Raw genomic sequence first — 24,952 nt, 5'->3', positions numbered from 1 at the left:
GACATTTGTCCCTGCCACTTTGCGGGCTTTGCCCGAAAAGTGTGTAACGTTAATTTATAAGTACACTCCACCGACAACGCAATTTTCCTTCCCGATCGGATAATTCACATTCAGCAGCGGAGGCGTTGCTTTCAAATTTCTCTGCAACCGGCTAAAGAGCGATTGTCCACCGAAATAGCTGCCGCACAGTACTATATCCGTCGCTTTGGTTTTCCCTTTTATTTCATTCAACAATTCACTGAAGTAGTCTCCGAACGATTCGAAGATAGAATAGCTTAGATATACTGAATCTACACCCGCTATCTGATAGCTGATGATACTGGATAAAAAAGCGACATGATTAAAACGGTTGTCATGCACTTTCGTATCGATTTGAAGTCCGCCTTTCCCGATAAACTTCAGAGCTTCCCGCATTACACCCTCATAGCTTTTATCTTCCAGTCCCAAAATCATGGCCGTCGCTTCAAACAAAGTGGCATCGCTTTGTTCCAGTTCCAAGAGCAATTCATACATTTGCGGCAATTTATTTTTGATGTTGTCCATCAATCGATTCGAACCCTCACGCAAGGTGCTCATTTTATCGATCAATCCTGCCGCACTGAAGGTATGAGGAGGGACAACGCGAATCACTTTTTTACCGTCATAATACAAAAACGAGGGTTCTTCCTGAAAATAGGCTCCGACCACTTTGGATCCGAATTTACCGTGTTCCGCGATGACCGACATAAAAGAGGCTTCATCTTCCGCCATCGTGTGAAAATTGTTGGATTCAACCGCGGGTGTCTCGTTTTCGAGCTGATTGACTTTCACTGTTGATGCAGAGGTGAATCGCCCCATTTGATCAAACAGCATCCCCTTCTCATCTTTGATTCCCACCAGGCCGTGTGCGATACTCAATGTATCGGTTCCGACAGGAAAACGTGAAGGGAACGAAACCCGCTCACCGGAGGTGATAAATTTGATATCTTTGTTAATGAACAGACGCATATCGCTCTGATGCTGAATATTCAGATCAAATTCCATCACAAAATCCGCTTCGCACGGACTTTCCAATGCTTCGTAAGCAATGTAATCCAGTCCCAGCAGTGTCAGCTCTTTCCCCAGTAAAATCGAAAAACCTTCATCGGGATATTTGACGTCAATAGAGGTTCCGAAAGTACTGCGCAAGCTTTCATCTTTAAGAGCGACATGCAATATCGGACGTTCGATACTGAGCAATGCATTAAATTCATCATTGATCAAAGAGCAATAGTCGGTGATTTTCGCTGCATTGACCAGCATTAATACGGAGCCGTGTTCCAGTTTCTCTGCTCGGTAGAAACGGCGGTATCCCATCGTCGTTTTCATGAGCAGTGTTTTACCGTCACGCAATGCTTTAGCCGCGACTTCGAACATCGTTCTAAAACTTCCCGCATCATTGGCATAGCGTTCTTTATCTTTATGCAGTAATTTAACCGGGATACCGCACTCATGACATGAATTCAACACCTGTTTTTCTCGACGCCCGACATTTTGTGATTCATGTTCACACGTCGGACACGGCTGTACATAACTCAGTGCCGTATTGCTTCGCTCATACGGATAGTGCTCGAAAAACGCGTATTGTCCTCCGCAATGGGTACATTGGGTAAATGGATAATAATACCGTTTTGACGAAGGGTCGAACATCTCTTTCTGACACGAAGGACATAAACCGAGACCGAGAGGATACTCAACCTCGAAATCCGGAATCGCCTCAGGTTCCCCTTCTATATCATAGTGCTGTGAACCGCTCATAAAACACGAAGCGGGCAATGTAGAAGCAATCGTTTCCAAACACAATTGAAGCGTTTCATCCTGAGAGTCGAAAGCACAAATAATTTTTGATTTTTGCTGATGGACAACGGCTTTAATATTAAAAGAGCGAATCGTAGAAATCAAATAATTTTTAATAGTAGGTTGAGAAAAAGAGGTCATAACCTCTAACGTAAATGCCATAATAATCCTTGTTGAATACGCTATTTTTCATCTCATCCCCAATGGGAGGTTAAGAAAAACAGAGTACCGGCGGGCATGAAAGCCCGCACTAGTCTTTACACACTTTTTAACGTATCATCTTTAACAAATTTTGAGCCGCCGATAACGATAGCGATATCTGCTTCTTTCCAGAAAATCGTTCTCCATACTTGATAGTAGATATGAAAGACTACCCAGCAAATAATAAACCACATACTCATATGATGTGCGATACGAACATCCATATTCGTTCCGCCTGTCACATACAATGTCCAATCGGTTGAAACATGCAAGAGCCATGGCCACCATGATCCGATAGAGCTGAGACCTGATTCCAATCCTTGAACATACATTTGCAAGCCGGTCAACAACATCCATATAAGGAGCAAATGGAAAATTGTAAAATAGACCGTATTAAAACTGTCCGAATGCGTTGAATCAAACCCTTTTTTGCGATTAAGTGTCAAAAGGTTGACTAAGACTGCAAAAAATTCCGTTACATTTTTCCCGTTTGGAATCAGTTTTTTATACGGTTTTTCAAATCGGCTGAAAAAATATAGATACGCGATTACAACTGACGTAACATCAAAAATAATGGCAATCATAAAATGCCCGTATCGGTTCCATGCCATAACATACTTGTCGACTGCACCATCCGCTATCAATGTCTGATAGTACGGATGACCGATGTAAAGACCCGTTATGATGGCACCAATCATACTAAACGCATTCAACCAATGGATGATGCGCATAGCAGGTGTCATACGTTTAACTTGTTTGTACCCCTGTTTCATGATTGGCTCCTTAGATACTGCAAGAGGTATCTACTTTGTAAACAGCAAGCTCTTTACCTTTGGTATCGACAACGTGTACCGCACAAGCAATACAAGGGTCAAAACTGTGAATGGTTCGAATGATCTCAAGAGGTTGTTCCGGATTCGCCACTTTGGTTCCGATCAAACTCGCTTCATACGCACCCAAACGTCCTTTATGATCACGAGGAGCTGCGTTCCATGTAGAAGGGACAACCGCTTGGTAGTTTGCCACTTTTCCATTCTCAACGCTCACCCAGTGTCCCAATGAACCACGTGGAGCTTCAGCCATACCGTGACCTTTTGCACTCACACTTACTTTATCGAAGTCAAAGTGTGTCCATGTACTCTTATCTCCTGCCATTACGTTAGCAGCAAGTTCGTCTACCCACTCGATCATCACATCGGACATCAATGATGTTTCAACAGCACGCGCAGCAGTACGCCCGACGGTACTAAAGAGCACTGCAATCGGTAAGTTACCGCGTTGTAAAAATTCTGTTACATATTTGGTAATACGAGGATCTTTACGTGCTACACCGATTACCATACGAGCCAACGGCCCCACTTCAACACGGGTATCGTTATAGATCGGAGATTTGATCCAGCTGTATTTTTCTTTTGTTTTAAGATATGCGATACCGTCTTCACGTTTATCAAGACCCGTATATTCCGGAATCGTTTGTCCCTCATACGGGTGAAGAGGTTTATCCCCTTTATACCATGAGTGTGTCACGTCTTCCGCAATTTTTGCTTGATCGACATCTGCTACTTTACTGATGTCACCGCCATAAACAACACCGCTTGGGAAGAGAAGTGCTGATTTATAAAAACCGGTATCATCGAGACGGAAATCACCGTAACTCATATAGTTGAGTAATCCGCCGCCGGTTCCACCAACCCCTTTTCCGCCCATAAGTTCCGTAAAGGTCGCTTTTGAGTCGGTTGCTTCACCCGCATACATCGTACCCGCCATGTAAACATCCGGCAAATACGCTTCTTTTACAAATTTACGCCCTGCAAGGAGTAAGGATTTAAACAATGCGATACGTGCCGGATTTTCAATGTCTTGGACACACGTTACACCACCGACAACAATCGATTGAGGATGCGGGTTTTTACCCCCGAAAATCGCCTGCATTTTTGCCAAATCGCGTTGAATGTCCAATGCTTGCAAATAGTGTGCAACACCGATAAGGTTTTGTTCCGGAGTCAACTTATAATGAGGATTACCCCAATATCCGTTACCAAAAATCCCTAAACGCCCTTGTTTTACAAATTTAGCCACACGATCTTGGATCGCTTTAAATTCGCCCTCACCGTCGATAAACGGTGATTCACCCGCAACTGCCGCCCATTTACGTGCTTCAGCCGCCGTTTTAGCCGGATCTGCGGAAAGTGCAGAAACAACATCGACAAAGTCAAGTGCATGAAGATGATAGAAGTGAACAAGGTGATCGTGTACATACAACGCACCTTGGATCAGGTTACGTACGATACGTGCATTTTTAGGAATTGTAACTCCAAACGCATCCTCAACCGCTTCGATAGAACGTTGATAGTGTGTACCGGTACAAACACCGCAAATACGCATTGCCAATAGTCCGCAGTCACGTGGGTCACGCCCTTGTAAAATCGTCTCAATTCCGCGGAACATAGTCGATGCACTGTACGCATCAACAATCGTGTTATTTTCATCAATTACCGCCTCGATGCGTAAATGTCCTTCGATACGGGTAATTGGGTCAACTACTATATGCTTACTCATGGCTCTCTCCTGAATTATCTCGTTTACCTGCTACGGTGCTTGCTGCTGCATGGATCGCGATACCGATACCGGCTGCGGTCAACATACCCAAACCGAATTCATCCACACTTTTCTCAACTCCACCTGTCGGTGCTTTGATCTTAGCATCCGCCATCGGACGTTCATACGCGTATTTATCCCAGAAATCAGGTTCAGAACACCCGATACATCCACGTCCTACACCGATCGGCCAGTTCACCGCTTCGTTATAACGGACGATTGAACAGTTATTGAATGTCATCGGCCCTTTACAACCCATTTTATAGAGACAGAAATTGTTTTGTGCCCCTTTGTCGCCCCACTCTTCTACATATTCACCAGCATCAAAGTGTGCGCGGCGTTCGCAGTTATCGTGGATACGGTATCCGAATGCGAATTTAGGACGGAGAAGTGAATCGAGTTCCGGTACTTGACCTGTCAATAGATAATGCAAAATAACCCCGACCATATTTGCCGGATTTGCAGGACATGCCGGAATATTGATAACCGGTTTATTTTTAACGAGATTCATAACCCCTACCGCACCGGTAGGATTCGGAGAAGCAGCCGGGATACCGCCGAACGTTGCACACGCACCGACAGCGATAACCGCTGCCGCATTTTCAGAACAACGCATGAGATGATCGTGGAACGTTTCACCGGCAGCACCGATCGTTCCGTATTGACCGTTCATCCCCATCGGAATAGAACCTTCTACGAATAAAAGATATTTTCCTTTGAACGTTTCCATAGCCTCATCGAGCTGTTTTTCAGCCTGAAAACCGGCTGCAGCTTGGAGGGTCTCATGATATTCGAGGGAGATGATATCCAGTACGATTTCATCAATTTTCGGTCCGTCAGCACGTAAAAGCGCTTCGGAGTTACCGGCACAGTCTTGAAGCTCCAACCAAATAACAGGGGCACGGTTCATCATCACCGCAGCATCAGCAACCAACGGTGTAAACATCGGAGGGAGCATCAACATAGCCGTCGTCGCACTCGCCCATTTCATAAACTCTCGTCTGTCAATTCCATTCTCTTCTAAAAGCTCAGAAAAGTCGAGTCTATTTGCAGGCGTTTGAGCACGCATTTCATTTAATCGCGCTTCACATTTCGCGAACAACTCTTGGTAATATGTATCACCCTTGTTCGTTTCAACGCGCGAACTTTTCGAAGTAAACAGTTTTTTAACCGCTTCTATTTTATCGGACATGGTCCCCTCCTCAAAATATTTATGAACAATCATTCAGTATTGTACGTCTGGATAACTTAAACGAATATTTAAAGCATAAAATTTATTGAAAAATATAATTTCTTATACATTTTAAGGACAAGAAATAATTTTAATTTCCTATATAAGGATAAAAAAAAATTATTTCTGTTTAAAAAGTTAATTTTTAAAAAGTTATGTTAGTGTGACGGAGTGATAATAGAGTATGACACAATTTTCTCTTTTTCAACCGTTGCACGGTGGATCAAAGAGCCTCTGGGTGCCTCTACAACCCCTACACCTTTACCGCTTATACTCTCAATCGGTACGGGAGGAATAAAAGAAGATTCCGTAAGATCAAGTGAAGTGAGGAGCATTCGAATATAAGCTATAAGGGAAACTACCTCATCGATTCGGGCCGTAATTCGGACAAATGCCATTTCTCTATTTCGAAATCCATACCCGAATTTGAAAAATCATGATACGGAGAATGATGATAAATAAAATCAAGCTCAAAATGCCCAGAACCGAATTAAGAACAAGTTTCTCTATCAATAAGCTTTTAGTCTCTTTTACTTTTTCGTCCAATACCTCTAATTTCTGTCCAAGTAAAGCATAAGCTACCACATCTCCTGAGAAATCTTTCACAGGAATGACTTCCGTATAATAGTGTTTGGTATTGAAAGTTTTGAGATTGGTATTCAAAGCCGTTGTCTTCAAATCTTCTAAAAATGTTTTATCAGCCATCTTTTCATTTGTTGCCAAAATTAAGTTTTGATTTATTTTAGTGGCATGTTGAAGCTCTTTTGCCGTATCACTATAACGATTATCTAATGCAATGATTAGATCTATGTTGAATTTATTTTTTAATGCTTTAACAATCGTGTCGGTTCCTTGCATGAATTCAACCGAACCAACATATTCATCAGCACTAAATATTGGAATAATACCGCGCAGTTCAACTCCGGTGACCCCTACCTCAAGAGCAACAAGAGGTGCGTGTTTTTCTTTTACTGCAACGATAGACTTACGAAATCCACTAAGATCATCGCCATATTTATCCGGATTCCAAAGTCGAACGAAACTGTGAATATTTCTATCATGCACGTGAATTTTAACATTACCGAATATTGTGTTGCTTTTATAACTTTTTTTAATCGATTTAAGACTCTCTAGTACCATATTTCTGTCGTTTATCTTTAGACCCTGTATGATTCCGCTGTCTCTTGATATATTATCAGCATTGGTCATTACCACATCGCTTTCATCTTTAATGGCTTTTGCATAAACTTTTTCCATTGTTATTGTCTGCTCTGTATAAATCTTATCTTTGACTTCAGCGATAGAATCTAAATTCTTTGACCAAATGACAACAAGAGCAATAACCACCGCAATGGTTATAAATATGTAACTTTTTTTAAAAAAACTATTACTATTCATGATTTTAATTCCCATATCTAAATAAGATTTTTTGATTATGGCAATCGTATTGTTTAATTGTAAAAATAAAGTAAAATATTTATACACTGATCAAAACAAAAAATGTATATCTTTTAATATTTGGAAAAAACTGAAAGAAAACCTCTTGTTATTTTACACATCTATATTAGTGTGTTGTGCAGACAGAGCAAACATCAAAAGTGCGAAAGAGCAATGAGGCTTTCGCAGTGGACTCTGCACCGATCATTGCTTTCTGTGCTGTCCCCGGATTCGTCATTGTTCCGTTACCGAGGTTCCATTGGGTCGGGGTGATGATCGAATACGATGCAATGCGCCCTTTTTCAATCCTTGCACGATGGATCAACGATCCGCGCGGCGCTTCGACGATGCCTACACCAGAGCCGCTGATACTCTCAATTGCAGAGGGGGTAATAAATGAGGGGTGAGAAAGATCGAGCGTGGTAAGAAGTTGGCGCACATGCGCTGTAAGGGTGAGAATCTCGTCGATACGCGCTGTAATTCGAGTCAATGCACTGTCGCTATGTCGCTGATGCATAACCGATATTCCCTCTCGTTTCGATACAAGGGCACGTGCCAAAGGGCCACTTTCGTAAAAGTCTCCGTTGTAGAGGGCATTTTTAGCGTAGGTATTTCCACCCTCGGCAAAGGTCTGCGAGCTGTCTTCACTCACCAGTGCGATATCGGCGATACTTCGTACACCGTTTGCTATCGATTCGGCATTGTCTCCCAAAACCAAAAATCGGCCGTGGCTCTTTCCCGCATCTAGCAGCCCCAAGCGATCCATCTGTCGCAAAAGTTTTCCGAAATCTCCCTCCAATAAGAGGAGCGAATCGTTACTCATATGATTGCCGAACGCTTCTGCACTGCATCCTAGTACTTCATCTTCGATAAAACGCTCTACTTCGGAGAGGATTTTAAGTGCCTGCATCACTTCGATATGGGTCGGATCGCATGTCACACCGCCCGGAAGTGCATACGAACTATGGGGCCACTGCCCGCTGAAAAGGGCACAGAGTTGATTAATCTTGGATGAGGCATATAGAGCTTTTAGTGCAACCGAAGGCTCTTCTCCCAGCAGTTTTCCGCTCTCATGGAGCATGACAAGATAGAGCCATTTGATATGATTTTGGATGAGTTCGCACGAGAGGGTGATTTCACGAATTGAATGAGCTTTTGGAGTAATACTGAGCGAAAATCCGGCATCGATATACGCATTTTCGATCATCCGAGCGGCTGCAATCAGATGTGAGTGACCGCAGATACCGCAGACGCGTGGCGCAATGACAAGAGCATCGAGGGCATTGCGCCCTTCCAAGATCGCTTCCATTCCCCGAAAATGCAAAAAGCGTATCTCGGCGTCCTGAACCGCTCCGCTCTTATCCGTTTTAAAATCGAGTACCGCTTCCCCCTCGATCCGTTCGATCAGTTCATGCGTTATCATCGATCAATTTCCCCTCAAGCCGTTTGATATGAAACGATTTCGCCGCCCCTGCCAATGCAAGATAACTCCGTTTAGGAATTCCAAGAGGCATCTCAGCGGGAATCGACATATAGGTTTTGGTCGTAAAAAGTTCCCGTTTGGGAAAAGAGGGCTCGGTGCATCCGACACATGGTGTACCGGAACGGGTTTTGGAGCTTACATCATTCCAAAGAATTTTATTACAGCTGCCGTGAGTAAATGGTCCTTGGCATCCCTGATCGTAAAACAGACACCCCTCTTTGGTTCCGAATGTATCGCAATCGACTTTCCATTCGAAATACTCGTTACGTAAACATCCGTTATGGACGAGATAGCCGTACAACTCTTTCGGACGGCGAAACTCATCTACTAAAATTGTTTTACCCTGACATATCATGTCGATTACAAAACTCAGCCACTTCGGATGGGCAGGACAACCGCTGAGAGTAATTACTTTCTCACGTATCTCCCTCAAAGGTCCGCTCTCTTTTTCTTTGTCAAACAAAATACCGCTTATATGATCAGAGTCCGCTTCTTTGAATATTCCTCCGAAACTCGCACAGCTTCCCATTGCAATAATATGTTTTGACCTGGAAGCAAGAGTCATCAAAAGTTCTTTCATTGCCATACCGGCACGCTCAAAATCAGCTTTATACGCCCCTTCGAAAATGAGGATATCACTTTTTGGAAGTTTTTTAACGAGTTCTTGGAGTGTTTTACTGCACGGGAGGAGCGGATGATGGATAAACTCCACCGATTCCAGAAGTGATCCTAAAGAAAGATCATTTAAAAAAGAGTGCGTGTTGCCGTTGCAGGTGATTCCCTGTAGCCAAATGACTTTGAGTTTAGCGGGTTTTGAGGGCATAATAGATATTTTCAGAGATGGAGGATTCATAACTTTCCAACGGTTTTGGGAGAATTTTTTCACCGTTTATAAATACCATTCCGCCCAAATACCCCATAAAAAGACCAAATGCACTGAAAAAATCCTGATCTCTGAGATCACCGGAGCGAACCCCTTCTTCGAAGAAAATCATCAATTCGGTCACAAAGGCTGATACACAGATCATCCCTTCGCAGCAGTTTTGAAATACTTCGCGGTTTGAGAGATAAACACGCAAAAAATACTCGATCGTCTCAGGACGCTCTTGGGCGATTCTAAAATACATGTGAACAATCGCATCGATTTTTTCTTTTGTATTAAGAGGACTTTCGTTGATTTTCCGAATCTCTTCACCCAAAATATTGGCGATATAGAGGATAAGGTCTTTCGCAAGCATCTCTTTGGAAGTAAAGTAGTTATAAAGATTCCCGACACTCATTCCGATTTTTTCAGCAATAGAGGGCATTGTCGTTTGATAAAACCCCTCTTTGGAAAAGAGTTCCAATGCTTTCGTCATGATGGAAACTTTACGTTCTTCTTTCGTTAATCGTGCCAAATGCTATTCCTATTTTAGATTCATTGGCATAATTATAGCGAATACTAATTCAGAATTTTATAGTGTGACAATTCCCGTCCTGTTGCATCGATCACATGTACCGCACATGCCAGACACGGATCGAAAGAATGAACCGCGCGTAAAACTTCGAGCGGAGCGGACGGATCGGCGAGTTTAATCCCGATCAACGACTCTTCATACGCTCCGCGTCCTTCTTGTGCTCCCTTAGGTGATGCGTTCCAGGTTGTCGGAACAACCGCCTGATAGTTGGCGATTTTTGCATCTTCGATTCGGACAAAATGTCCGAGTACCCCGCGCGGCACTTCAAAAATCCCCGCCCCTTTTGCCTCATGCGGCAGCTCTTCGAATACATACTTCGTCCACGTCGTCTCATCGTAGTATTTGATATTTTCGATCAAATCGCTCATCGTATCAAAAAGATAATCGCAGCAGATCTGCGCTTCTACCGCACGTGCCGCATTGCGTCCCACTGTGGTCGAGAAATCAATCAACTCCATACCGGAACGTTTCATAAAACGCTCCATATAGGGGCGAATCACCGGAGAATGTTTTGCATACCCGACAATCATGCGAGCCAACGGTCCCACTTCCATGACATTGCCATCATATCTCGGCGCTTTTACCCACGTGTATTTTCCCTCGGTTTTAAGCGATCCGTCCTCGTTTAGATCGGTATAAAACGGGGTTGTTTCCCCCTCATACGGAGAGAGAGGGGCATCGTTTTCATACCACGAGCGGGATGCCTCTTCGGTGATTTTACTGCTGTCAAACGGCTCGATGGAATCAAAATCATGCCCTTTTATGACACCGCTCTCAAAGAGCTGCTGATCTTTACCGAAACGATATCCGCCGCAGCACATGAAATTCCCGACGGCACGTCCTTCTCCCGCTTTGATCGAGTCACGGTAAGCATTGACGAGCATCAAAGTATCGGGGATATAAGCACGTTCGATAAAGTCCCTCACCTCTTTGATAATAAATAAAAAGTCGTTCAGACGCTGAGGGTTCAGCATATCGGCAACGCTTGTCACCCCTCCCACAACCAGATTTTGGGGATGGGGAGTTTTCCCCGCAAAGATCGCTACCGCTTTGGAAAGCTCGCGCTGAATCCGCAGTGCTTCGAGGTAATGGTTCATGTGTACCAGATTCTCCTCAGGACTCAAACGATACGCCGCATGTCCCCAGTAGCCGTTGGCAAACAGCCCCAACCGCCCCGCTTTGACAAACCCTTCCAGCTTCTCTTTGATTGCTTCGAGATGACCGTCCGAGTTGCGATAAGGGTGATCAGACCACGTCTCGGCATCTTTGGCGGCTTTTGTACAATCGGCGCTGAGAGCACCCGTGATATCGACAAAATCGAGCGAATGAAGGTGATAATAATGAACAATATGATCTTGGACAAACAGTGAGAGAGTGACCAAATTACGGATTATCTCGGCATTATGGGGTATTTCGATACCGTATGCCGCTTCCACCGCACTGATCGAGGCACGATAGTGAACATTTGTACATACGCCGCAAATACGCTGGGCAATCAGCCCTGAATCGCGCGGGTCACGCCCTTTTAAAATCGTCTCGATCCCTCGGAAAAGCTGCCCTGAAGCCCATGCCTCAGTCACAACATTATTTTCATCAATCTCGACTTCAATCCGCAGATGTCCCTCTATTCGGGTAATCGGGTCAATAATTATTTTTTTCGTTTTATTCATTTGTATGTCTCCTTCGAGAGGAGCAAAGCCCCTCTCAAATTCCTTTCACTAAAGCTACGGCTGTCGCCGAGAATATCATTTCTCATTTTCAACCTCCAATTTACGGTTGTTTGCGTAGCTGTCAAATGCGATTTTCCCCTGACCGCATGCGAAACATCCGTGTCCCGCCTGCACCGGCCAGCTCGTCCCCTCGTTAAATTTCACGAGTGAGCAGTTGAGATCGGCGTAGGGTCCTTTGCACCCCATCTCAAAAAGACACCATCCCTTCTTCGCCCCCTCATCACCCCATTCACGGACAAACTCTTCCGCATCGTAGTGACCGCGGCGTTCGCAGTTGTCATGGACACGGAAACCGTACGCCCATTCGGGACGGTTTTTGGAATCGAGTTTCGGAAATTCATCGAACATGATGTATTGCAACAGGGTTCCGACGATATTGATCGGATTCGTCGGACAGCCGGGAAGGTTGATAATATCCGATCTCCCTAGCGCTTCCGCAACACCGACGGCACCTGTCGGATTGGGAGCGGCGGCGACTACCCCTCCGTCATACGCACACGATCCCACTGCCATTACGGCTACGGCATTTTTGGCAACACGTCGCAACAGATCGACACCCGTTTCCCCCTTCGGACCAATCCGTAAAAATTTACCGTCCATTCCTAAAGGAACCGCCCCCTCGACGATCAGAAGATATTTCCCGCTGTCATTACGCAAAATATTCTCCAGCGCCGATTCCGACTGATCCCCAGACGCCGCCATCAGCAGTTCATGATAATCGAGCGAGATGTATTTGAGGATCAGATCGTCGACTTTTGGATGGGAAGTTTTGATAAACGCTTCGGAATTACCGGTACAATCGGCGAGTTCCAGCCAGATAATCGGGATTTTGTTCAGCTGCGTCACCCCTTCTCCCACGACCTCTTCAAACTGTGGATGCAGATGCATCGATGCGGTAATCATCGAGATCCAGCGGTTGAATTCCCGGCTCATTTCAAACGATTCCAATGCCTCGTGGAAATTCTCCGCATTGAGCTGATTTCTCGGATGAAGACGATTGTATTTTTCGATCCGTGCGCGCACTTTTTCGAGTTCCGCCGCCTGAGCCGCCGCTTCTTTTTCAGCACGCAGACGCGCCGCTTCTATCGGATCGACAGGGGTTGCGGAGATGATCGCACAGACGTCTTGTTTGCACCGTCCGCAGGTACGTCCCGCTTTGGAGAACTCTTTGAGATCGGCGAACGAGGTGACGGCATTTTCGCGGATAATGTCGACCAGTTCCAGCTCATGGACCCCTTCGCAGCTGCAAATGAGTTTTCCATATTCAGACATCAGACGGTTTGAGTAGAGATACGCCGCATCGATCGGGGCATCGGTTTCGATCAAATGCTTAAGAGCAAGCAGATCGATGTTGGTATTGATCCCGATAAAGCGTTTGAGCCGATCATGATTGACGATGTACTGGTCGATCCGATCTCCGTGAGAAATGAGGATATTTTCGTTCTCTTTGTCATTCGGATCAAAATCGGTCGCCGTAACGTCGGCAAACAAAAACGATCCCACTTTAAGTCCGTCGATAGAGACCTCTTCTTTAAAAGTTTTACTCGCATCACCCAAGATATTCGCAATGGCGACATCGGCCTCTATCGTGCACTCTTTCACCCGTCCTGCGATGAATCCACCCTCACGAAGTTGTGCCGCTTCGCCGACACAGTAGATGTTTTCATCCGAAGTGCGCATCCGTTCATCGACCAAAATGCCCTTATCGCATTCGAGCACGTCACGGGCAAACGGAATGTTCGGATCTATTCCGACTCCGAAAATAAGGAACGGATCTTCAATTTCCGTCCCGTTACGGGTCAAGATGCGAGTGATTCGGGATCCGACGATCTCCCGATCCACTATCGCGTCGTTAAAATCGATTTTGATACGAGGATCGGCTTCGAAAATCTCCCGTATCAGCGCCAATCCTTCACGGCTGATTGAGGCGGAGTAGAGATAGTTTTTTCGTACCAGCAAAGTGATGCTTTTCGGAGCATCGCTGCGCATAAGGGTATCGAGAAGCTCCAAAGCGATGGGACCTGCTCCTACGATCACTACATTTTTGCCGATCATCCCCTGCGCGATCGTTTCGCAATCTTTTTGACTTCTAAACGTTGCCGCATTTTCAATGCCGGTGATATCAAAAAGAGACTTTGGACGCGAACCTGTTGCGATGATCAGCTTGTCATAATGAAATGCAGCATTCTCGCTGAAAACGCGTCTCTCCGCAGGATCGATAGAGATGATTTTTTGGTTCAGTTCCAATCGAACGGCAGGGTGAAGTTCCAATTCTATAGAATCAATACACTTGCAATCATCTACCAATTTACACAGATGTATCCGATCATACGGAGGATGTTCTTCATCCGAAACGATCACTACCTCTGAGCCGCTATTTTGTTCCATAAGAGTATTGGCAATATACACAGCGGCTATCCCGCCTCCGACAATTACGATACGCATTCTCTACTCCTCACTCTTATTTTGGGTTTTAGACGCTTGTTTCGCCGCTTTAAAATCTTCACGGCTTTGTTTGCATGCTTCTTCGTAAACAAACCATCCCTCGTTTGCCCCATCCTCTTTCACAGCTGAATGTTGTTTTGTTTCACTTTGCCACAACGCTTCTTCGGGTTTGGGGCAGGCGCGTACACATTCACCGCAGTAGATACAAAGCCACGGGTTATAGCGGTACTCTTTTTCACCCTCTAGCGGCTGATAGAACAAAATCGCCCCCGGAGGACACACCTTTTCGCATTTATCGCAGAAAATACACGATTCTTTGTCGTATTCGATCAGTCCCCGATACCCTTTTGGAAGAACAATATCTTCTGCGGGATAGTTTACCGTATGTACAGGTTTAAAAAGGTTTATCAACGCCGTAAACATAGACTTAAACATATGCCTCTCCTACTTCGCCGTACAAGACATACACGGATCAAACGAGGCGAGGATCGCAGGTGCATCGGCATATTCAGAACTTTTGAATACTTCCATCATCGCCGGAATTCCCGAAAAAGTCGGAGTCTTGATACGAACCCTCTCAAGCATGTTACCGCCGTTACCGCGCACCAGATAAAAAAGCTCTCCGCGAGGAGCCTCGACACGAACCACCGCTTCCCCTTTCGGTTTTCCTTTGGTCTTCTCCAGTATCTCACCTGCAGGGAGGTTATCTGCGATATTTCGACACATGGCAATCGAGTTTACAATCTCCCGAAGCCGGACAAAATTACGCGCATGAATATCCCCTGTGGATTCGAGGATCATTGTGTATCCTATATCCTCATACGGAAAATCGCTCGTCTCGACGCGTACATCCGTCGCCAGGCCGGCTGCTCGGGCCAACGGACCCAGAGCATTATAGGTATAAGCATCCTCCAAACGCAACACGCCTACCCCTTTGTATTTGAGCGAGAGCGACCAATTATTATTGAACAGTCCGATCAATGCATCGATTTTTTCTGAGAGTAAAGTGAGGTTTTTATGAATGAGTGCAGTCAATTCAGGGGTCAGATCCCGATTCACTCCGCCAATAGCGATAAAATCAAACTGGACACGGTTTCCGCTGATCGCTTCTTGAAGGTCCATCACCAGTTCCCGATCGGCCATGATCTGCATAAACAGCGCTTCAAATCCTGCATTTTCCGCCGTGTGCGCCAAACACAGCATATGCGAATGGATACGGTCGAGTTCCACCATCAGCATCCGCAGATATTTAATCCGATCATTGGCCTCATACCCCAGCAGTTTTTCCGCCGCGAGGGTATAAGAGAGCGAATGGGTAATAGCACAAAGCCCGCAAACACGGGCAACAACATACCCTACCTGCTTAAACTCAAAACTACGGGTACAGGCCAGTTCTACTCCCCGATGGACGAATCCGACATCGGCATCGACCCCGATGATCTTTTCGTTTTCACACTCAAATTTAAACCGGATCGGCTCGAGCAGGGAAATATGCTGAGACCCCAGAGGGATTTGGATTGTTTTTTTCATGATTCACTCCGTAACGGATGTTGCAAAGAATCCTCATCGAGATAAAGCCCTCTCTCCGCTCCGTCCACTTTAAGACCGAACATATCGACGATCTCCCTCTCCCCCATAAACGCCGAAGGTATCAAACTCACCAGTGAGGGGACAGGAGTTTCATAATCACTAAGTGCATAATAGATGACGATTTCATCTTTGACTCCGTATTTCGAAAAAATCCATTGCAGTTCGATTTTTCCTTCCCCCAGATCGATCCCGTTGACCGTCAGAAAATGCCATTTTTTCGGCTCATAAAAAGTGCCGATATCCGCTAAAAGGGTCGCTAATGTTGTCTCTAATTTAGTCATGTTTCACCCTTTTTGCCATATTAAGACGACTGAGTTTGTTGCCGATCGTCTCAACGCTTCCGAATAGTTTGAACGGTTTTTCGATCTCTTTGCTTTTATTTTCCAAAATCTCCAACGCTTTGACGATCGCATCAATGATGAGCTGAGGCGTGGAAGCGCAGCCGGGAACATAAACGTCTACCGGAATATACTGATCGATCCCGTCTTCAACGTTGTACATCCCACGGAATACCCCCCCAGTGGTTGTACAGGATCCTACCGCTATCACCACTTTGGGTTCGGGAATTTGCGAATAGAGTTCGACGAGACGTTCACGGGAGCGGTACGTCACCGGCCCCGTCACCAAAAAGATGTCCGACTGCTTCGGATTCCCCGTATTGATCACCCCAAACCGCTCCAGATCGAACTTCGGTCCCAGTGCAGCAAGGATCTCGATATCGCATCCGTTGCAGCTTCCGGCATTGTAATGCAGTATCCAGGGTGATTTTTTACGAAAAGAGGTAAAGAATTTCATAGCACGATCCACAAAATATTAGCGATAGCCAAACTCATAGCTACAGCATAAATGATTTTAACCATATGCATTGTATGTACACGGGCAGTCGCATTATCGACCAGATTCACCAGTAAAAATACCCCTGCGACTAAAGCCGCTCCAAGAGCGTACGATACACCTGCGAAGATAAAAACAAAACTATAAATAAAAATATATTCAAGAAACCGTGCCATATATAAGAATTCGTAAAACATACCGCTGTACTCGATCTCAACACCGCCGACAATCTCCTGATGTGCCTCACCGACATCGAAAGGGGACTTTTTCACTTTAATCGGAACGATCATTAACAATGCGATAAACAGCAGTGGCATTTGGGCTAAATATCCGCCCCCGCGGACAATCTGCGCGATATCGAAACTTCCCGATACCAAATAGAACCCGACCGCTACGAGAATCAATATTGGTTCATACGCAACGAGCATCAAAAGCTCCCGATTCGCACCCAGATGCGAATATGCCGATCGCACGCTGTAGCCTGCGAGAATCAGCACTATTTGGGCAAACAGATGGAGAAACACGATATAGAGGAGATTCCATCCCAAAAAGATCGCTGCAACACTAAACCAAAGAGCAAAAAAATGGGCTACCGCCAACAACGCATGAGGAGCATGCACGATCAGCGTCCGCTTGTCCAGAAGTTTGAACATGTCATAAAAAGGCTGTAAAAACGGAGGTCCCTGACGTCGCTGCATCCGTGCACGCAATACCCGCTCCCCGCCGTAAACCAATCCGCCCAAAATCGGTGCAAATGCAATCCATATCCAGATCATGAGAGGGCTCCGACAACGGCTACGGCTGCAAACAGCAGGGTAAAACTCCAATAAATCATCTGCTTCACCCGTATAGTAGGTTCATAATAGATCAATGCCGTATCAAAAGGCTCTTTTTCACCGCAATGGTAAGGCTCAGTACGATCATACCGTTCCATCCCCCTCATAATCCACGGCAGAACAAAGACAAAGATCAGAGGAAGTGCCAGTAATGCAAGTAACGCATCATGCTGGATGACAATAAATCCGGCACCGGTGCCCACGATAAGAACGCTTAAAAGAATCAACGGAAGGCTAAAACCATAGGGAATGCGCTCTTCTTCAGCAGAAAGCGTATCCGACGGATTGGAGAGAAGTGCCGAAGAGACTTTAAAATACAAAAGCACCAGCAAGGCACTCCCGATAATCATGGAGACCAGCACGATCAAAAGCAATGGCCGCTCCCGTAAAAGCGAAGCCACCGAGGTGATGGCAAAAAGTTTCCCCATAAAAAGACCGAACGGCGGCAAGGTCAACGAAACGAAACCCAGCAAGATATATCCGACCGTTTTGGGGGCACGGTGAACGAGCGCGCTCATCTCTTCAATGCTTTTAAGATGATACTGTTTTTCCAGTACCCCCGCCGCTAAAAAGAGGAGCGCTTTGGAGAGGGCATGAAACCCCATCAATACCATTGCGAGCATCATACTCTCTTTCGTGCCGATCGCCGCCAACGCCATCATCAGCCCCAAAAGGGCCACGGTGGAGTATCCCAGGATCTCTTTGAAAACAAAGCGGGACAATGCCAGATACGAGGCTGTGACAAATACCAGACCTCCTGTTATCGATAAAACCCCGCCGAGCAGCGTCGCCCCCAGTGCCGGTGCAAGTTTTAAAATCAAATACGGCGCGATCTTGACCATCGTTGCCGAATGAAGCATCGCGCTCACAGGGGTCGGCGCGACCATAGCCCCAAGCAACCAACCGTCAAACGGAATCGAAGCTCCCTTGACCAACGCCGCCATGCTCAGCAATGCAACTGAGAGAAACAATACTCCGCCTGAATGTTGCAACAGTGTATCAAACATCACGGTGCCGAATCCTAGAACTGCCACCAACACTCCGAGCAAAATAACCACCCCACCGATCTGATTCATCCAAAGCGCTCTGAGGGCATTCGTGCGACTGACCTCATCATTTCTAAAGGCGATAAGGAGATACGATGCCAATGTCGTCATCTCAAATAAAAAGAAGAAAAGCATCAGTGAATTGGCGCAGACAAGAGTATTCATAACCGAGAGGAACAAGAACATTGCAGCTATAAAAAGCTGTTTTTTACGCGGTGTTGCCGTTTCATCTTCCATATATCGAACCGAATAAAGGACAATGATTCCGCCGACGATGTTGATGATCAAGAACATAAATCGAGAAAGCTCATCAACTGCTATCTCTGCTGAATGTCCAGAGGAAGTATCATATTCTATTGTAAATTTAGTGATCCCATCGACCACTACCTGTGCTGAATGCCCTGCTGAAACATGCTCAATGTATAGAAATAGCAATAACTGTACGGCAGCCAACACTATAACTTTCAGACTGTTATATTTCTTACCCTGATATAAAAAATAGAGCAATAAAACGATATCTGCGGCAATAATAACAGTATTAAAAAAAGAAGAGAGATAAAACGACACGTTTTCTGCGGAGGTAAAAAGTAAAATCGAGTAATAACTTCCACTCGCTAAAACGGCTACACTCAAAAAATACTGTATATACTTAGAGGAGAACAGTATTAAAAAAGCCGCTGCTATCGGTAATAAAATAAGTGTTAATAGCATCTTTGCATCCCTTTTAGGTGCTAATTTCGAAGATTATAACACATGAACCGTTCAGAAAAGTTACTAAAAAAATGTAATTCTGCGGTAATAAATGCGGTTTAAATAATTACAAGTGTCATCTTTTTACTGTGCTCGTGTTTCAAAGGGGATCTTCTATACGGTATCTTCTAAAAATAACTATTTTTTAATTATTTGGGTTTTTTATTATTATTTTTTAAAGAAAGCATCGATAGAATAATTTATCAATGGTTGGAATTCAAAATAGGGAATTACGATGACACAAAAAGCACTTATAGTTGGATTACATGAAGCACAAAAATCACATCATCGATGGATAAGCAGGGTCGAGGAGCTTGTCAAAAACAATCTGCCCGATTCCCCTCTGATCGAATCATCCGCTACCGAATGTGTACTTGGAAAATGGCTTAACCATGAGTTTAAGTCAATCGATCGAAATTCCAAAATCTTTAATTCATTTACTACCGTTGATACACTTCATAAAGAACTGCATGATATATATTTAGAAATTCTTTCATTAAAATCCGGCAGAGGGCAAAATAAGATGTTATTTGGATTCCAAAGAATTGTTTTATGGTGGCATCCAACCCTATCCATTTCTTCTCAAATAAAAAAGAAATTTCATCTGTTAAAGAAAAAGTCAGAAGAATTGTTCGCCGCTCTCGATGTTCTGGAAGGGGCTATCAGTATGCATGGAGCTCAGTTATTTAAATATACAGGGAAGGTTTTCTCCGATGAGATGGTGCAAAGGCCGTAAATACTAAATGAATGAGAAAATACCAAGTGGCTTATTATCGGGATTTCTAAGGAATTTTGGATGATTGTAAGATGGTGGCGGGGGGGGGACTCGAACCCCCGACCTCCGGCTTATGAGACCAGCGCTCTAACCAGCTGAGCTACCCAGCCATCTTATGTAGAATTGGATAAGGCCGGAATTATAGTGAACCATTGCTTATTAAAAACTAAAAGCTACACTAAATGTAAAAATAAATAAGGGTTAACTTCAATATATATAATATAAGCTCACATTAATTGAGTCATAGAGACTAAGAGATTGACAATTAACCCAAACTCGTGTACAATCCCGAGCATATAAATCACTTAAAAGGAAATGCTATGAACTTCCAACCGCTTGGAAAACGTGTCTTGGTCCAACGTCTCGAAGAGGCAACCAAAACCGCATCAGGGATTATCATCCCGGACAACGCAAAAGAGAAACCTTCACAAGGTACTGTCCTTGCTGTGAGCACCGAGGTAGAAAACGTTTCTGCAGGAGACACTGTTGTATTCGGCAAATATGCCGGCAGTGAACTTACTCTTGATGGAAAAGCGTATTTGGTCATCGAAACAGACGATTTGCTCGGAATTATCAAATAATCAACCACTATATAAGAAGGAAATATTAACATGGCAAAAGAAATCCATTTTTCAGACGACGCACGTAATAAATTAGCCGCAGGTGTCCAAAAACTAACCGACGCTGTCAAAGTAACTATGGGGCCTCGCGGACGTAATGTTCTTATCCAAAAAAGCTATGGTGCACCAACCATCACAAAAGACGGCGTATCAGTAGCTAAAGAAGTGGAACTCAAAGACCCTCTTGAAAACATGGGAGCGCAGCTCGTTCGTGAAGTAGCTTCTAACACTGCAGATGAGGCAGGAGACGGTACGACTACTGCAACTATCCTTGCCAACGCGATTTTCAAAGAAGGACTTCGCAACATCACGGCAGGTGCCAATCCGATCGAAATCAAACGCGGTATGGACAAAGCTACAGAAGCAATTTTGGCCGAGCTAAAAGCAGCATCACGCGTCATCAACGATAAAAAAGAGATCGCACAGGTTGCAACCATCTCTGCAAACTCCGATGAACGTATCGGTGCAATGATCGCAGAAGCGATGGATAAAGTAGGCCGTGACGGTGTTATCACTGTTGAAGAAGCCAAAGGGATCAATGACGAACTTGACGTTGTAGAAGGTATGCAATTCGACCGCGGTTACCTCAGCCCGTATTTCATTACGAACTCTGAGAAAATGACCGTAGAATTGGATCATCCGTTTATCCTCCTTTTCGATCAAAAAATCTCAAATCTCAAAGACCTTTTACCGGTATTAGAGCAAGTTCAAAAAAGCTCACGCCCTCTTCTCATCATCGCTGAGGATGTCGAAGGTGAAGCGTTAGCAACATTGGTTGTCAACAAACTTCGTGGTGTATTGAACATCACAGCCGTAAAAGCTCCGGGATTCGGTGACCGCCGTAAAGCAATGCTCCAAGACATCGCAGTATTGACTCGTGCACAAGTGATATCAGAAGAGATCGGACGTACACTCGACAGTGCAACCGTAGCTGACCTCGGACAAGCGGCACGTGTCGTTATCAGCAAAGACAACACTACCATCGTAGACGGTGCAGGTGAAAAAGCTATGGTTGAAATGCGAATCAAAGAGATCCGCACCCAAATCGAAGCAACAACCAGCGAATACGACAAAGAGAAACTTCAAGAGCGTCTTGCGAAACTCTCAGGCGGTGTTGCCGTTATCAAAGTCGGTGCAGCTACCGAAACTGAAATGAAAGAGAAAAAAGACCGTGTAGACGATGCACTTTCAGCGACCAAAGCGGCAGTTGAAGAGGGAATCGTTATCGGCGGCGGGGCGGCATTGATCCGTGCGGCAGCCAAAGTAACACACGATCTTAACGGCGATCAAAAAATCGGATGGGAGATCATCCTCCGCGCAATCAAAGCACCGGTCAAACAAATTGCTGAAAACGCGGGATACGATGCGGGTGTTGTTGTCAACACAATTGCAAACGCAACCAACGAAAATATCGGATTCAACGCTGCTACCGGCGAATACGTCGATATGTACGAAGCAGGAATCATCGATCCTCTCAAAGTTGAACGTGTTGCATTGACCAATGCTACATCGGTATCAAGTATGCTTCTAACAACGGAAGCAACGATCCATGAAATCAAAGAAGACAAACCTGCAATGCCGGACATGGGCGGAATGGGCGGAATGCCGGGTATGATGTAACTCTAGGACATCAACCGATTTTGTAAACCTAAATATACCTCTAAAGTTCCCTAAAATAGGGAGCTAAAGAGGTTATTACTTCACACTATCTTTTCCTAACTACTTCAATTTTTCTAAGTCATTTCAACCCATACATCAAAATACGAGCAAATATTTCACAGTTCCTTAGAAAAATTCTGAGCTGAACTTAGAAAACTAGAAAATAATTTTACCCTACTGAAAGCACCTGAATAAGGTACTTATAGAGTATAGTGGTAAATGAAATTATTGCCATAGAGTATCGATTTCTAAGGTGATTTTATTTTCTAAGGTCTTTTCTAAGGTCGTATCATTTTTCTAAGAAGACGATTGATTTGCTTGTGACAGGAATACTTCATGAGTGCAATGATTAAATCAAAGAAATACAAAGGTGTCTATCATAGACAAAGAAAAGATGGTGATGTTACTTATTACTTCACTTATCAAAACGAGGATAACAAAACCCAATTTCAAAAAGTTGGCTTAAAGTCATCAGGTATCACTGAAACATATGTAGATGATTTACGAACTCGAACCATATTAAGTTTGCGTAATAATGAACTACCGCCAAAGATAGTAAATAAAACTCGTTACGACACCAAGGTTGATGATATTGCTGAGGTTTATTTCTCTAGCCATAAAACTGTCTCTACTGAGAAACGACACAGACAATACAATAATCGGTTGAAATCATATTTTGGTCATATGTGTATTTATAATGTAACAACTGAGCACATTGAGAAATACAAGCAAAAAATGCTTAGTGAGGTATCTCCGCACACTACTATTATGTATCTTGAGTTACTATCTACTATCTATAACTATTACATCAAACAAAACGGGGTTAAAATTTCCAATCCCCTATTAAATGTAAAGAAGCCACGGATAGATAATAAGCGTGAGCGATTCCTATCCAAAGACGAAATTAATACCTTATTGGATGAGATATCCAACGACTTCACCCTGACTCTGTTTGTTGCATTATCATTAAGTACGGCAGGTAGAAAAGGTACTGTACTTAATTATTCGGTCAAAGATGTTGACCTGAGCCACAGTATGATAACTTCTGAGGATATAAAGAACGGTTCTACCTATAAGAGCTTTTTAGACGAACGCACTATTGAGCTTGTAAAAATAAGAATCAAGCAATCAACTAATCCCAATGATAAATTGGTATACAACCCAAATATAATTGATTTGGATAGATGGATATCTAGGAGCTTGAAAATTGTCTTTGATAACCTATTCAATATAGGTCTTGAAGCCGATGACAGGAAGAACCGAGTTGTGATACATTCCCTACGCCATACGGTTCTATCCCACTTGGGAATGAAAGGATGTAATCAGTTTGTACTACGAAAAATATCCAATCATCAATCATTATCGATGTTGAATAGATACGTAAAATTAGATGGCGAGACGGGTCGTAAAGAAATTGAAATGTTATGGAAATAAAGACTTCTCATCGAAAACTATAATCGATGATGGCATATTTTAAGCTTTATAATCGTTATTACAATACTTCGTTGCTTGTAATAAATATTGTTAAAAGAAAGTATAATATATCAATTTTAATTGATTGGAGTCAATATGAGTAAAACATCAATGGGTAAAACCTTAATAAAAATTATTTGGCCATTTGTTAAAGATGTAATCTTGCCTATGGTAAAAGAATTTATAAAAGCCGTAGTAGTCAAATATCTTGCTAAGTTTTTAGAGAAAATGCATAATGAAATGGATAAACGTTTCAATAATAGATTTAAAGATGCAACTGAAAAAGCAAATGAAGCTGATGAAAATGCTTCCAAAGCTACGACTGATTGTGAAAAAGAAAAGTATGAGAATATCGCAAAAGTATGGAGAGAAGTAGCAGATAATTTCAGAGTTGAAAATGAAGAACTTAAAGCAAAACTCGAGACCCTTACTACTGAAGCTAAAGAAAAAATTATTATTGAAACTGAAAATATGAAACCAAAAATAGATGATAAAGATGGAAGCATATTGATTGAAAACAAAAAGAAATAAGCAGTTTCTTTCAGAACAAATTTGAAAGATGAATATATAGAAGAAGTTTTCAAAACTTACCACTATACTCTATAAGTACCTTATTCAGGTGCTTTCAGTAGGGTAAAATTATTTTCTAGTTTTCTAAGTTCAGCTCAGAATTTTTCTAAGGAACTGTGAAATATTTGCTCGTATTTTGATGTATGGGTTGAAATGACTTAGAAAAATTGAAGTAGTTAGGAAAAGATAGTGTGAAGTAATAACCTCTTTAGCTCCCTATTTTAGGGAACTTTAGAGGTATATTTAGGTTTACAAAATCGGTTGATGTCCTAGAGTTACATCATATTCCCACAGTCATATACCCGAATTGTACCACATACCAATCAGCTCTATTTCTAGTAGTTATGTACAGATAAATACATCCGCAAACTATCTTATGCAACTAATTTACGCTTCTTCACA

22 protein-coding genes and 1 tRNA gene are annotated in these 24,952 nt (G+C 43.7%); 5 read left to right on the top strand and 18 right to left on the bottom strand.

What is annotated here, in order from left to right:
* Nucleotides 1-54 precede the first annotated feature (54 nt).
* The 17 genes from PHP90_RS00460 to PHP90_RS00380 all read right to left on the bottom strand — a co-directional run bounded on the left by PHP90_RS00460 (nucleotide 55) and on the right by PHP90_RS00380 (nucleotide 19,414).
* The gene (locus PHP90_RS00460) at nucleotides 55-1,977 is read right to left on the bottom strand and encodes a hypothetical protein (RefSeq protein ID WP_299923570.1); all 1,923 of its coding nucleotides are present in this window, start codon (nucleotides 1,975-1,977) and stop codon (nucleotides 55-57) included.
* Nucleotides 1,978-2,072: 95 nt separating this feature from the next.
* Nucleotides 2,073-2,789 (bottom strand): cytochrome b/b6 domain-containing protein, encoded by a 717-nt coding sequence (locus PHP90_RS00455; protein ID WP_299923567.1) that lies wholly within the window; start codon nucleotides 2,787-2,789, stop codon nucleotides 2,073-2,075.
* Between the two features lie 10 nt (nucleotides 2,790-2,799).
* A complete protein-coding gene (locus PHP90_RS00450; RefSeq protein WP_299923564.1) occupies nucleotides 2,800-4,575 on the bottom strand; it encodes a nickel-dependent hydrogenase large subunit in 1,776 nt (591 codons plus the stop codon).
* Nucleotides 4,568-5,806 carry a hydrogenase small subunit gene (locus PHP90_RS00445; protein ID WP_299923561.1) on the bottom strand — a complete coding sequence of 413 codons (1,239 nt, stop codon included), beginning with the start codon at nucleotides 5,804-5,806 and terminating at the stop codon, nucleotides 4,568-4,570. The genes PHP90_RS00450 and PHP90_RS00445 overlap by 8 nt, the downstream gene beginning before the upstream one ends.
* Before the next feature lie 197 nt (nucleotides 5,807-6,003).
* Nucleotides 6,004-6,243, bottom strand: coding sequence for a nickel-dependent hydrogenase large subunit (locus PHP90_RS00440; RefSeq protein WP_299923558.1), 240 nt, complete (start codon nucleotides 6,241-6,243; stop codon nucleotides 6,004-6,006).
* 4 nt (nucleotides 6,244-6,247) lie between these two features.
* Nucleotides 6,248-7,243 carry a cache domain-containing protein gene (locus PHP90_RS00435; protein WP_299923555.1) on the bottom strand — a complete coding sequence of 332 codons (996 nt, stop codon included), beginning with the start codon at nucleotides 7,241-7,243 and terminating at the stop codon, nucleotides 6,248-6,250.
* Nucleotides 7,244-7,409: 166 nt separating this feature from the next.
* Nucleotides 7,410-8,705 (bottom strand): nickel-dependent hydrogenase large subunit, encoded by a 1,296-nt coding sequence (locus PHP90_RS00430; protein WP_299923552.1) that lies wholly within the window; start codon nucleotides 8,703-8,705, stop codon nucleotides 7,410-7,412.
* Nucleotides 8,692-9,588 carry a hydrogenase gene (locus PHP90_RS00425; RefSeq protein WP_299923549.1) on the bottom strand — a complete coding sequence of 299 codons (897 nt, stop codon included), beginning with the start codon at nucleotides 9,586-9,588 and terminating at the stop codon, nucleotides 8,692-8,694. Before PHP90_RS00425 ends, PHP90_RS00430 begins: the two co-directional genes overlap by 14 nt.
* On the bottom strand, nucleotides 9,569-10,162 hold the full coding sequence (locus PHP90_RS00420; protein WP_299923546.1) for a TetR/AcrR family transcriptional regulator: 594 nt from the start codon (nucleotides 10,160-10,162) through the stop codon (nucleotides 9,569-9,571). The genes PHP90_RS00425 and PHP90_RS00420 overlap by 20 nt, the downstream gene beginning before the upstream one ends.
* A 44-nt stretch (nucleotides 10,163-10,206) precedes the next feature.
* On the bottom strand, nucleotides 10,207-11,892 hold the full coding sequence (locus PHP90_RS00415; protein WP_299923543.1) for a nickel-dependent hydrogenase large subunit: 1,686 nt from the start codon (nucleotides 11,890-11,892) through the stop codon (nucleotides 10,207-10,209).
* A gap of 75 nt (nucleotides 11,893-11,967) precedes the next feature.
* On the bottom strand, nucleotides 11,968-14,397 hold the full coding sequence (locus PHP90_RS00410) for a hydrogenase small subunit (protein WP_299923540.1): 2,430 nt from the start codon (nucleotides 14,395-14,397) through the stop codon (nucleotides 11,968-11,970).
* Between the two features lie 3 nt (nucleotides 14,398-14,400).
* On the bottom strand, nucleotides 14,401-14,832 hold the full coding sequence (locus tag PHP90_RS00405; RefSeq protein WP_299923537.1) for a 4Fe-4S dicluster domain-containing protein: 432 nt from the start codon (nucleotides 14,830-14,832) through the stop codon (nucleotides 14,401-14,403).
* Nucleotides 14,833-14,841: 9 nt separating this feature from the next.
* The gene (locus PHP90_RS00400; protein WP_299923535.1) at nucleotides 14,842-15,927 is read right to left on the bottom strand and encodes a nickel-dependent hydrogenase large subunit; all 1,086 of its coding nucleotides are present in this window, start codon (nucleotides 15,925-15,927) and stop codon (nucleotides 14,842-14,844) included.
* Nucleotides 15,924-16,268 carry an NADH-quinone oxidoreductase subunit C gene (locus PHP90_RS00395; protein ID WP_299923533.1) on the bottom strand — a complete coding sequence of 115 codons (345 nt, stop codon included), beginning with the start codon at nucleotides 16,266-16,268 and terminating at the stop codon, nucleotides 15,924-15,926. Before PHP90_RS00395 ends, PHP90_RS00400 begins: the two co-directional genes overlap by 4 nt.
* Nucleotides 16,261-16,782 carry an NADH-quinone oxidoreductase subunit NuoB gene (gene nuoB / locus PHP90_RS00390; protein ID WP_299923530.1) on the bottom strand — a complete coding sequence of 174 codons (522 nt, stop codon included), beginning with the start codon at nucleotides 16,780-16,782 and terminating at the stop codon, nucleotides 16,261-16,263. The genes PHP90_RS00395 and nuoB overlap by 8 nt, the downstream gene beginning before the upstream one ends.
* Nucleotides 16,779-17,597, bottom strand: coding sequence for a complex I subunit 1 family protein (locus PHP90_RS00385; RefSeq protein WP_299923527.1), 819 nt, complete (start codon nucleotides 17,595-17,597; stop codon nucleotides 16,779-16,781). Before PHP90_RS00385 ends, nuoB begins: the two co-directional genes overlap by 4 nt.
* Nucleotides 17,594-19,414, bottom strand: coding sequence for a proton-conducting transporter membrane subunit (locus PHP90_RS00380; RefSeq protein WP_299923516.1), 1,821 nt, complete (start codon nucleotides 19,412-19,414; stop codon nucleotides 17,594-17,596). The genes PHP90_RS00385 and PHP90_RS00380 overlap by 4 nt, the downstream gene beginning before the upstream one ends.
* A gap of 274 nt (nucleotides 19,415-19,688) precedes the next feature.
* Between PHP90_RS00380 and PHP90_RS00375 the strand changes: the two genes are divergently transcribed.
* Nucleotides 19,689-20,189 (top strand): CZB domain-containing protein, encoded by a 501-nt coding sequence (locus PHP90_RS00375; RefSeq protein ID WP_299923513.1) that lies wholly within the window; start codon nucleotides 19,689-19,691, stop codon nucleotides 20,187-20,189.
* A 72-nt stretch (nucleotides 20,190-20,261) separates the two neighbouring features.
* Here PHP90_RS00375 and PHP90_RS00370 read toward each other — a convergent pair.
* Nucleotides 20,262-20,338, bottom strand: a tRNA-Met gene (locus PHP90_RS00370).
* 210 nt (nucleotides 20,339-20,548) lie between these two features.
* On the opposite strand from PHP90_RS00370, the gene groES reads away from it, so the two are divergent.
* The 4 genes from groES to PHP90_RS00350 all read left to right on the top strand — a co-directional run bounded on the left by groES (nucleotide 20,549) and on the right by PHP90_RS00350 (nucleotide 24,511).
* Nucleotides 20,549-20,809: a co-chaperone GroES gene (gene groES / locus PHP90_RS00365; protein ID WP_299923510.1), complete on the top strand. Its 261-nt coding sequence runs from the start codon at nucleotides 20,549-20,551 to the stop codon at nucleotides 20,807-20,809.
* 30 nt (nucleotides 20,810-20,839) lie between these two features.
* Entirely contained in the window at nucleotides 20,840-22,468 is a 1,629-nt protein-coding gene (gene groL, locus PHP90_RS00360) for a chaperonin GroEL (protein WP_299923507.1), read from the top strand.
* Nucleotides 22,469-22,843: 375 nt separating this feature from the next.
* The gene (locus PHP90_RS00355) at nucleotides 22,844-23,941 is read left to right on the top strand and encodes a site-specific integrase (RefSeq protein ID WP_299923504.1); all 1,098 of its coding nucleotides are present in this window, start codon (nucleotides 22,844-22,846) and stop codon (nucleotides 23,939-23,941) included.
* 135 nt (nucleotides 23,942-24,076) lie between these two features.
* Nucleotides 24,077-24,511, top strand: coding sequence for a hypothetical protein (locus PHP90_RS00350; RefSeq protein WP_299923501.1), 435 nt, complete (start codon nucleotides 24,077-24,079; stop codon nucleotides 24,509-24,511).
* Nucleotides 24,512-24,952 lie beyond the last annotated feature (441 nt).

This window comes from Sulfuricurvum sp., assembly GCF_028712165.1.
Classification (GTDB): domain Bacteria; phylum Campylobacterota; class Campylobacteria; order Campylobacterales; family Sulfurimonadaceae; genus Sulfuricurvum.
This window is presented reverse-complemented; position numbering and strand designations above follow the sequence as displayed.

Coding starts and splice junctions, on each gene's coding strand:
- PHP90_RS00450 (WP_299923564.1), bottom strand. CDS start 4,575: ATGAGTAAGCATATAGTAGTTGACCCAATTACCCGTATCGAAGGACAT.
- PHP90_RS00400 (WP_299923535.1), bottom strand. CDS start 15,927: ATGAAAAAAACAATCCAAATCCCTCTGGGGTCTCAGCATATTTCCCTG.
- PHP90_RS00435 (WP_299923555.1), bottom strand. CDS start 7,243: ATGAATAGTAATAGTTTTTTTAAAAAAAGTTACATATTTATAACCATT.
- PHP90_RS00425 (WP_299923549.1), bottom strand. CDS start 9,588: ATGCCCTCAAAACCCGCTAAACTCAAAGTCATTTGGCTACAGGGAATC.
- groL (WP_299923507.1), top strand. CDS start 20,840: ATGGCAAAAGAAATCCATTTTTCAGACGACGCACGTAATAAATTAGCC.
- PHP90_RS00460 (WP_299923570.1), bottom strand. CDS start 1,977: ATGGCATTTACGTTAGAGGTTATGACCTCTTTTTCTCAACCTACTATT.
- PHP90_RS00355 (WP_299923504.1), top strand. CDS start 22,844: ATGAGTGCAATGATTAAATCAAAGAAATACAAAGGTGTCTATCATAGA.
- PHP90_RS00445 (WP_299923561.1), bottom strand. CDS start 5,806: ATGTCCGATAAAATAGAAGCGGTTAAAAAACTGTTTACTTCGAAAAGT.
- PHP90_RS00415 (WP_299923543.1), bottom strand. CDS start 11,892: ATGAATAAAACGAAAAAAATAATTATTGACCCGATTACCCGAATAGAG.
- PHP90_RS00395 (WP_299923533.1), bottom strand. CDS start 16,268: ATGACTAAATTAGAGACAACATTAGCGACCCTTTTAGCGGATATCGGC.
- PHP90_RS00410 (WP_299923540.1), bottom strand. CDS start 14,397: ATGCGTATCGTAATTGTCGGAGGCGGGATAGCCGCTGTGTATATTGCC.
- PHP90_RS00350 (WP_299923501.1), top strand. CDS start 24,077: ATGAGTAAAACATCAATGGGTAAAACCTTAATAAAAATTATTTGGCCA.
- PHP90_RS00380 (WP_299923516.1), bottom strand. CDS start 19,414: ATGCTATTAACACTTATTTTATTACCGATAGCAGCGGCTTTTTTAATA.
- PHP90_RS00375 (WP_299923513.1), top strand. CDS start 19,689: ATGACACAAAAAGCACTTATAGTTGGATTACATGAAGCACAAAAATCA.
- PHP90_RS00385 (WP_299923527.1), bottom strand. CDS start 17,597: ATGATCTGGATATGGATTGCATTTGCACCGATTTTGGGCGGATTGGTT.
- PHP90_RS00455 (WP_299923567.1), bottom strand. CDS start 2,789: ATGAAACAGGGGTACAAACAAGTTAAACGTATGACACCTGCTATGCGC.
- groES (WP_299923510.1), top strand. CDS start 20,549: ATGAACTTCCAACCGCTTGGAAAACGTGTCTTGGTCCAACGTCTCGAA.
- PHP90_RS00405 (WP_299923537.1), bottom strand. CDS start 14,832: ATGTTTAAGTCTATGTTTACGGCGTTGATAAACCTTTTTAAACCTGTA.
- nuoB (WP_299923530.1), bottom strand. CDS start 16,782: ATGAAATTCTTTACCTCTTTTCGTAAAAAATCACCCTGGATACTGCAT.
- PHP90_RS00440 (WP_299923558.1), bottom strand. CDS start 6,243: ATGGCATTTGTCCGAATTACGGCCCGAATCGATGAGGTAGTTTCCCTT.
- PHP90_RS00430 (WP_299923552.1), bottom strand. CDS start 8,705: ATGATAACGCATGAACTGATCGAACGGATCGAGGGGGAAGCGGTACTC.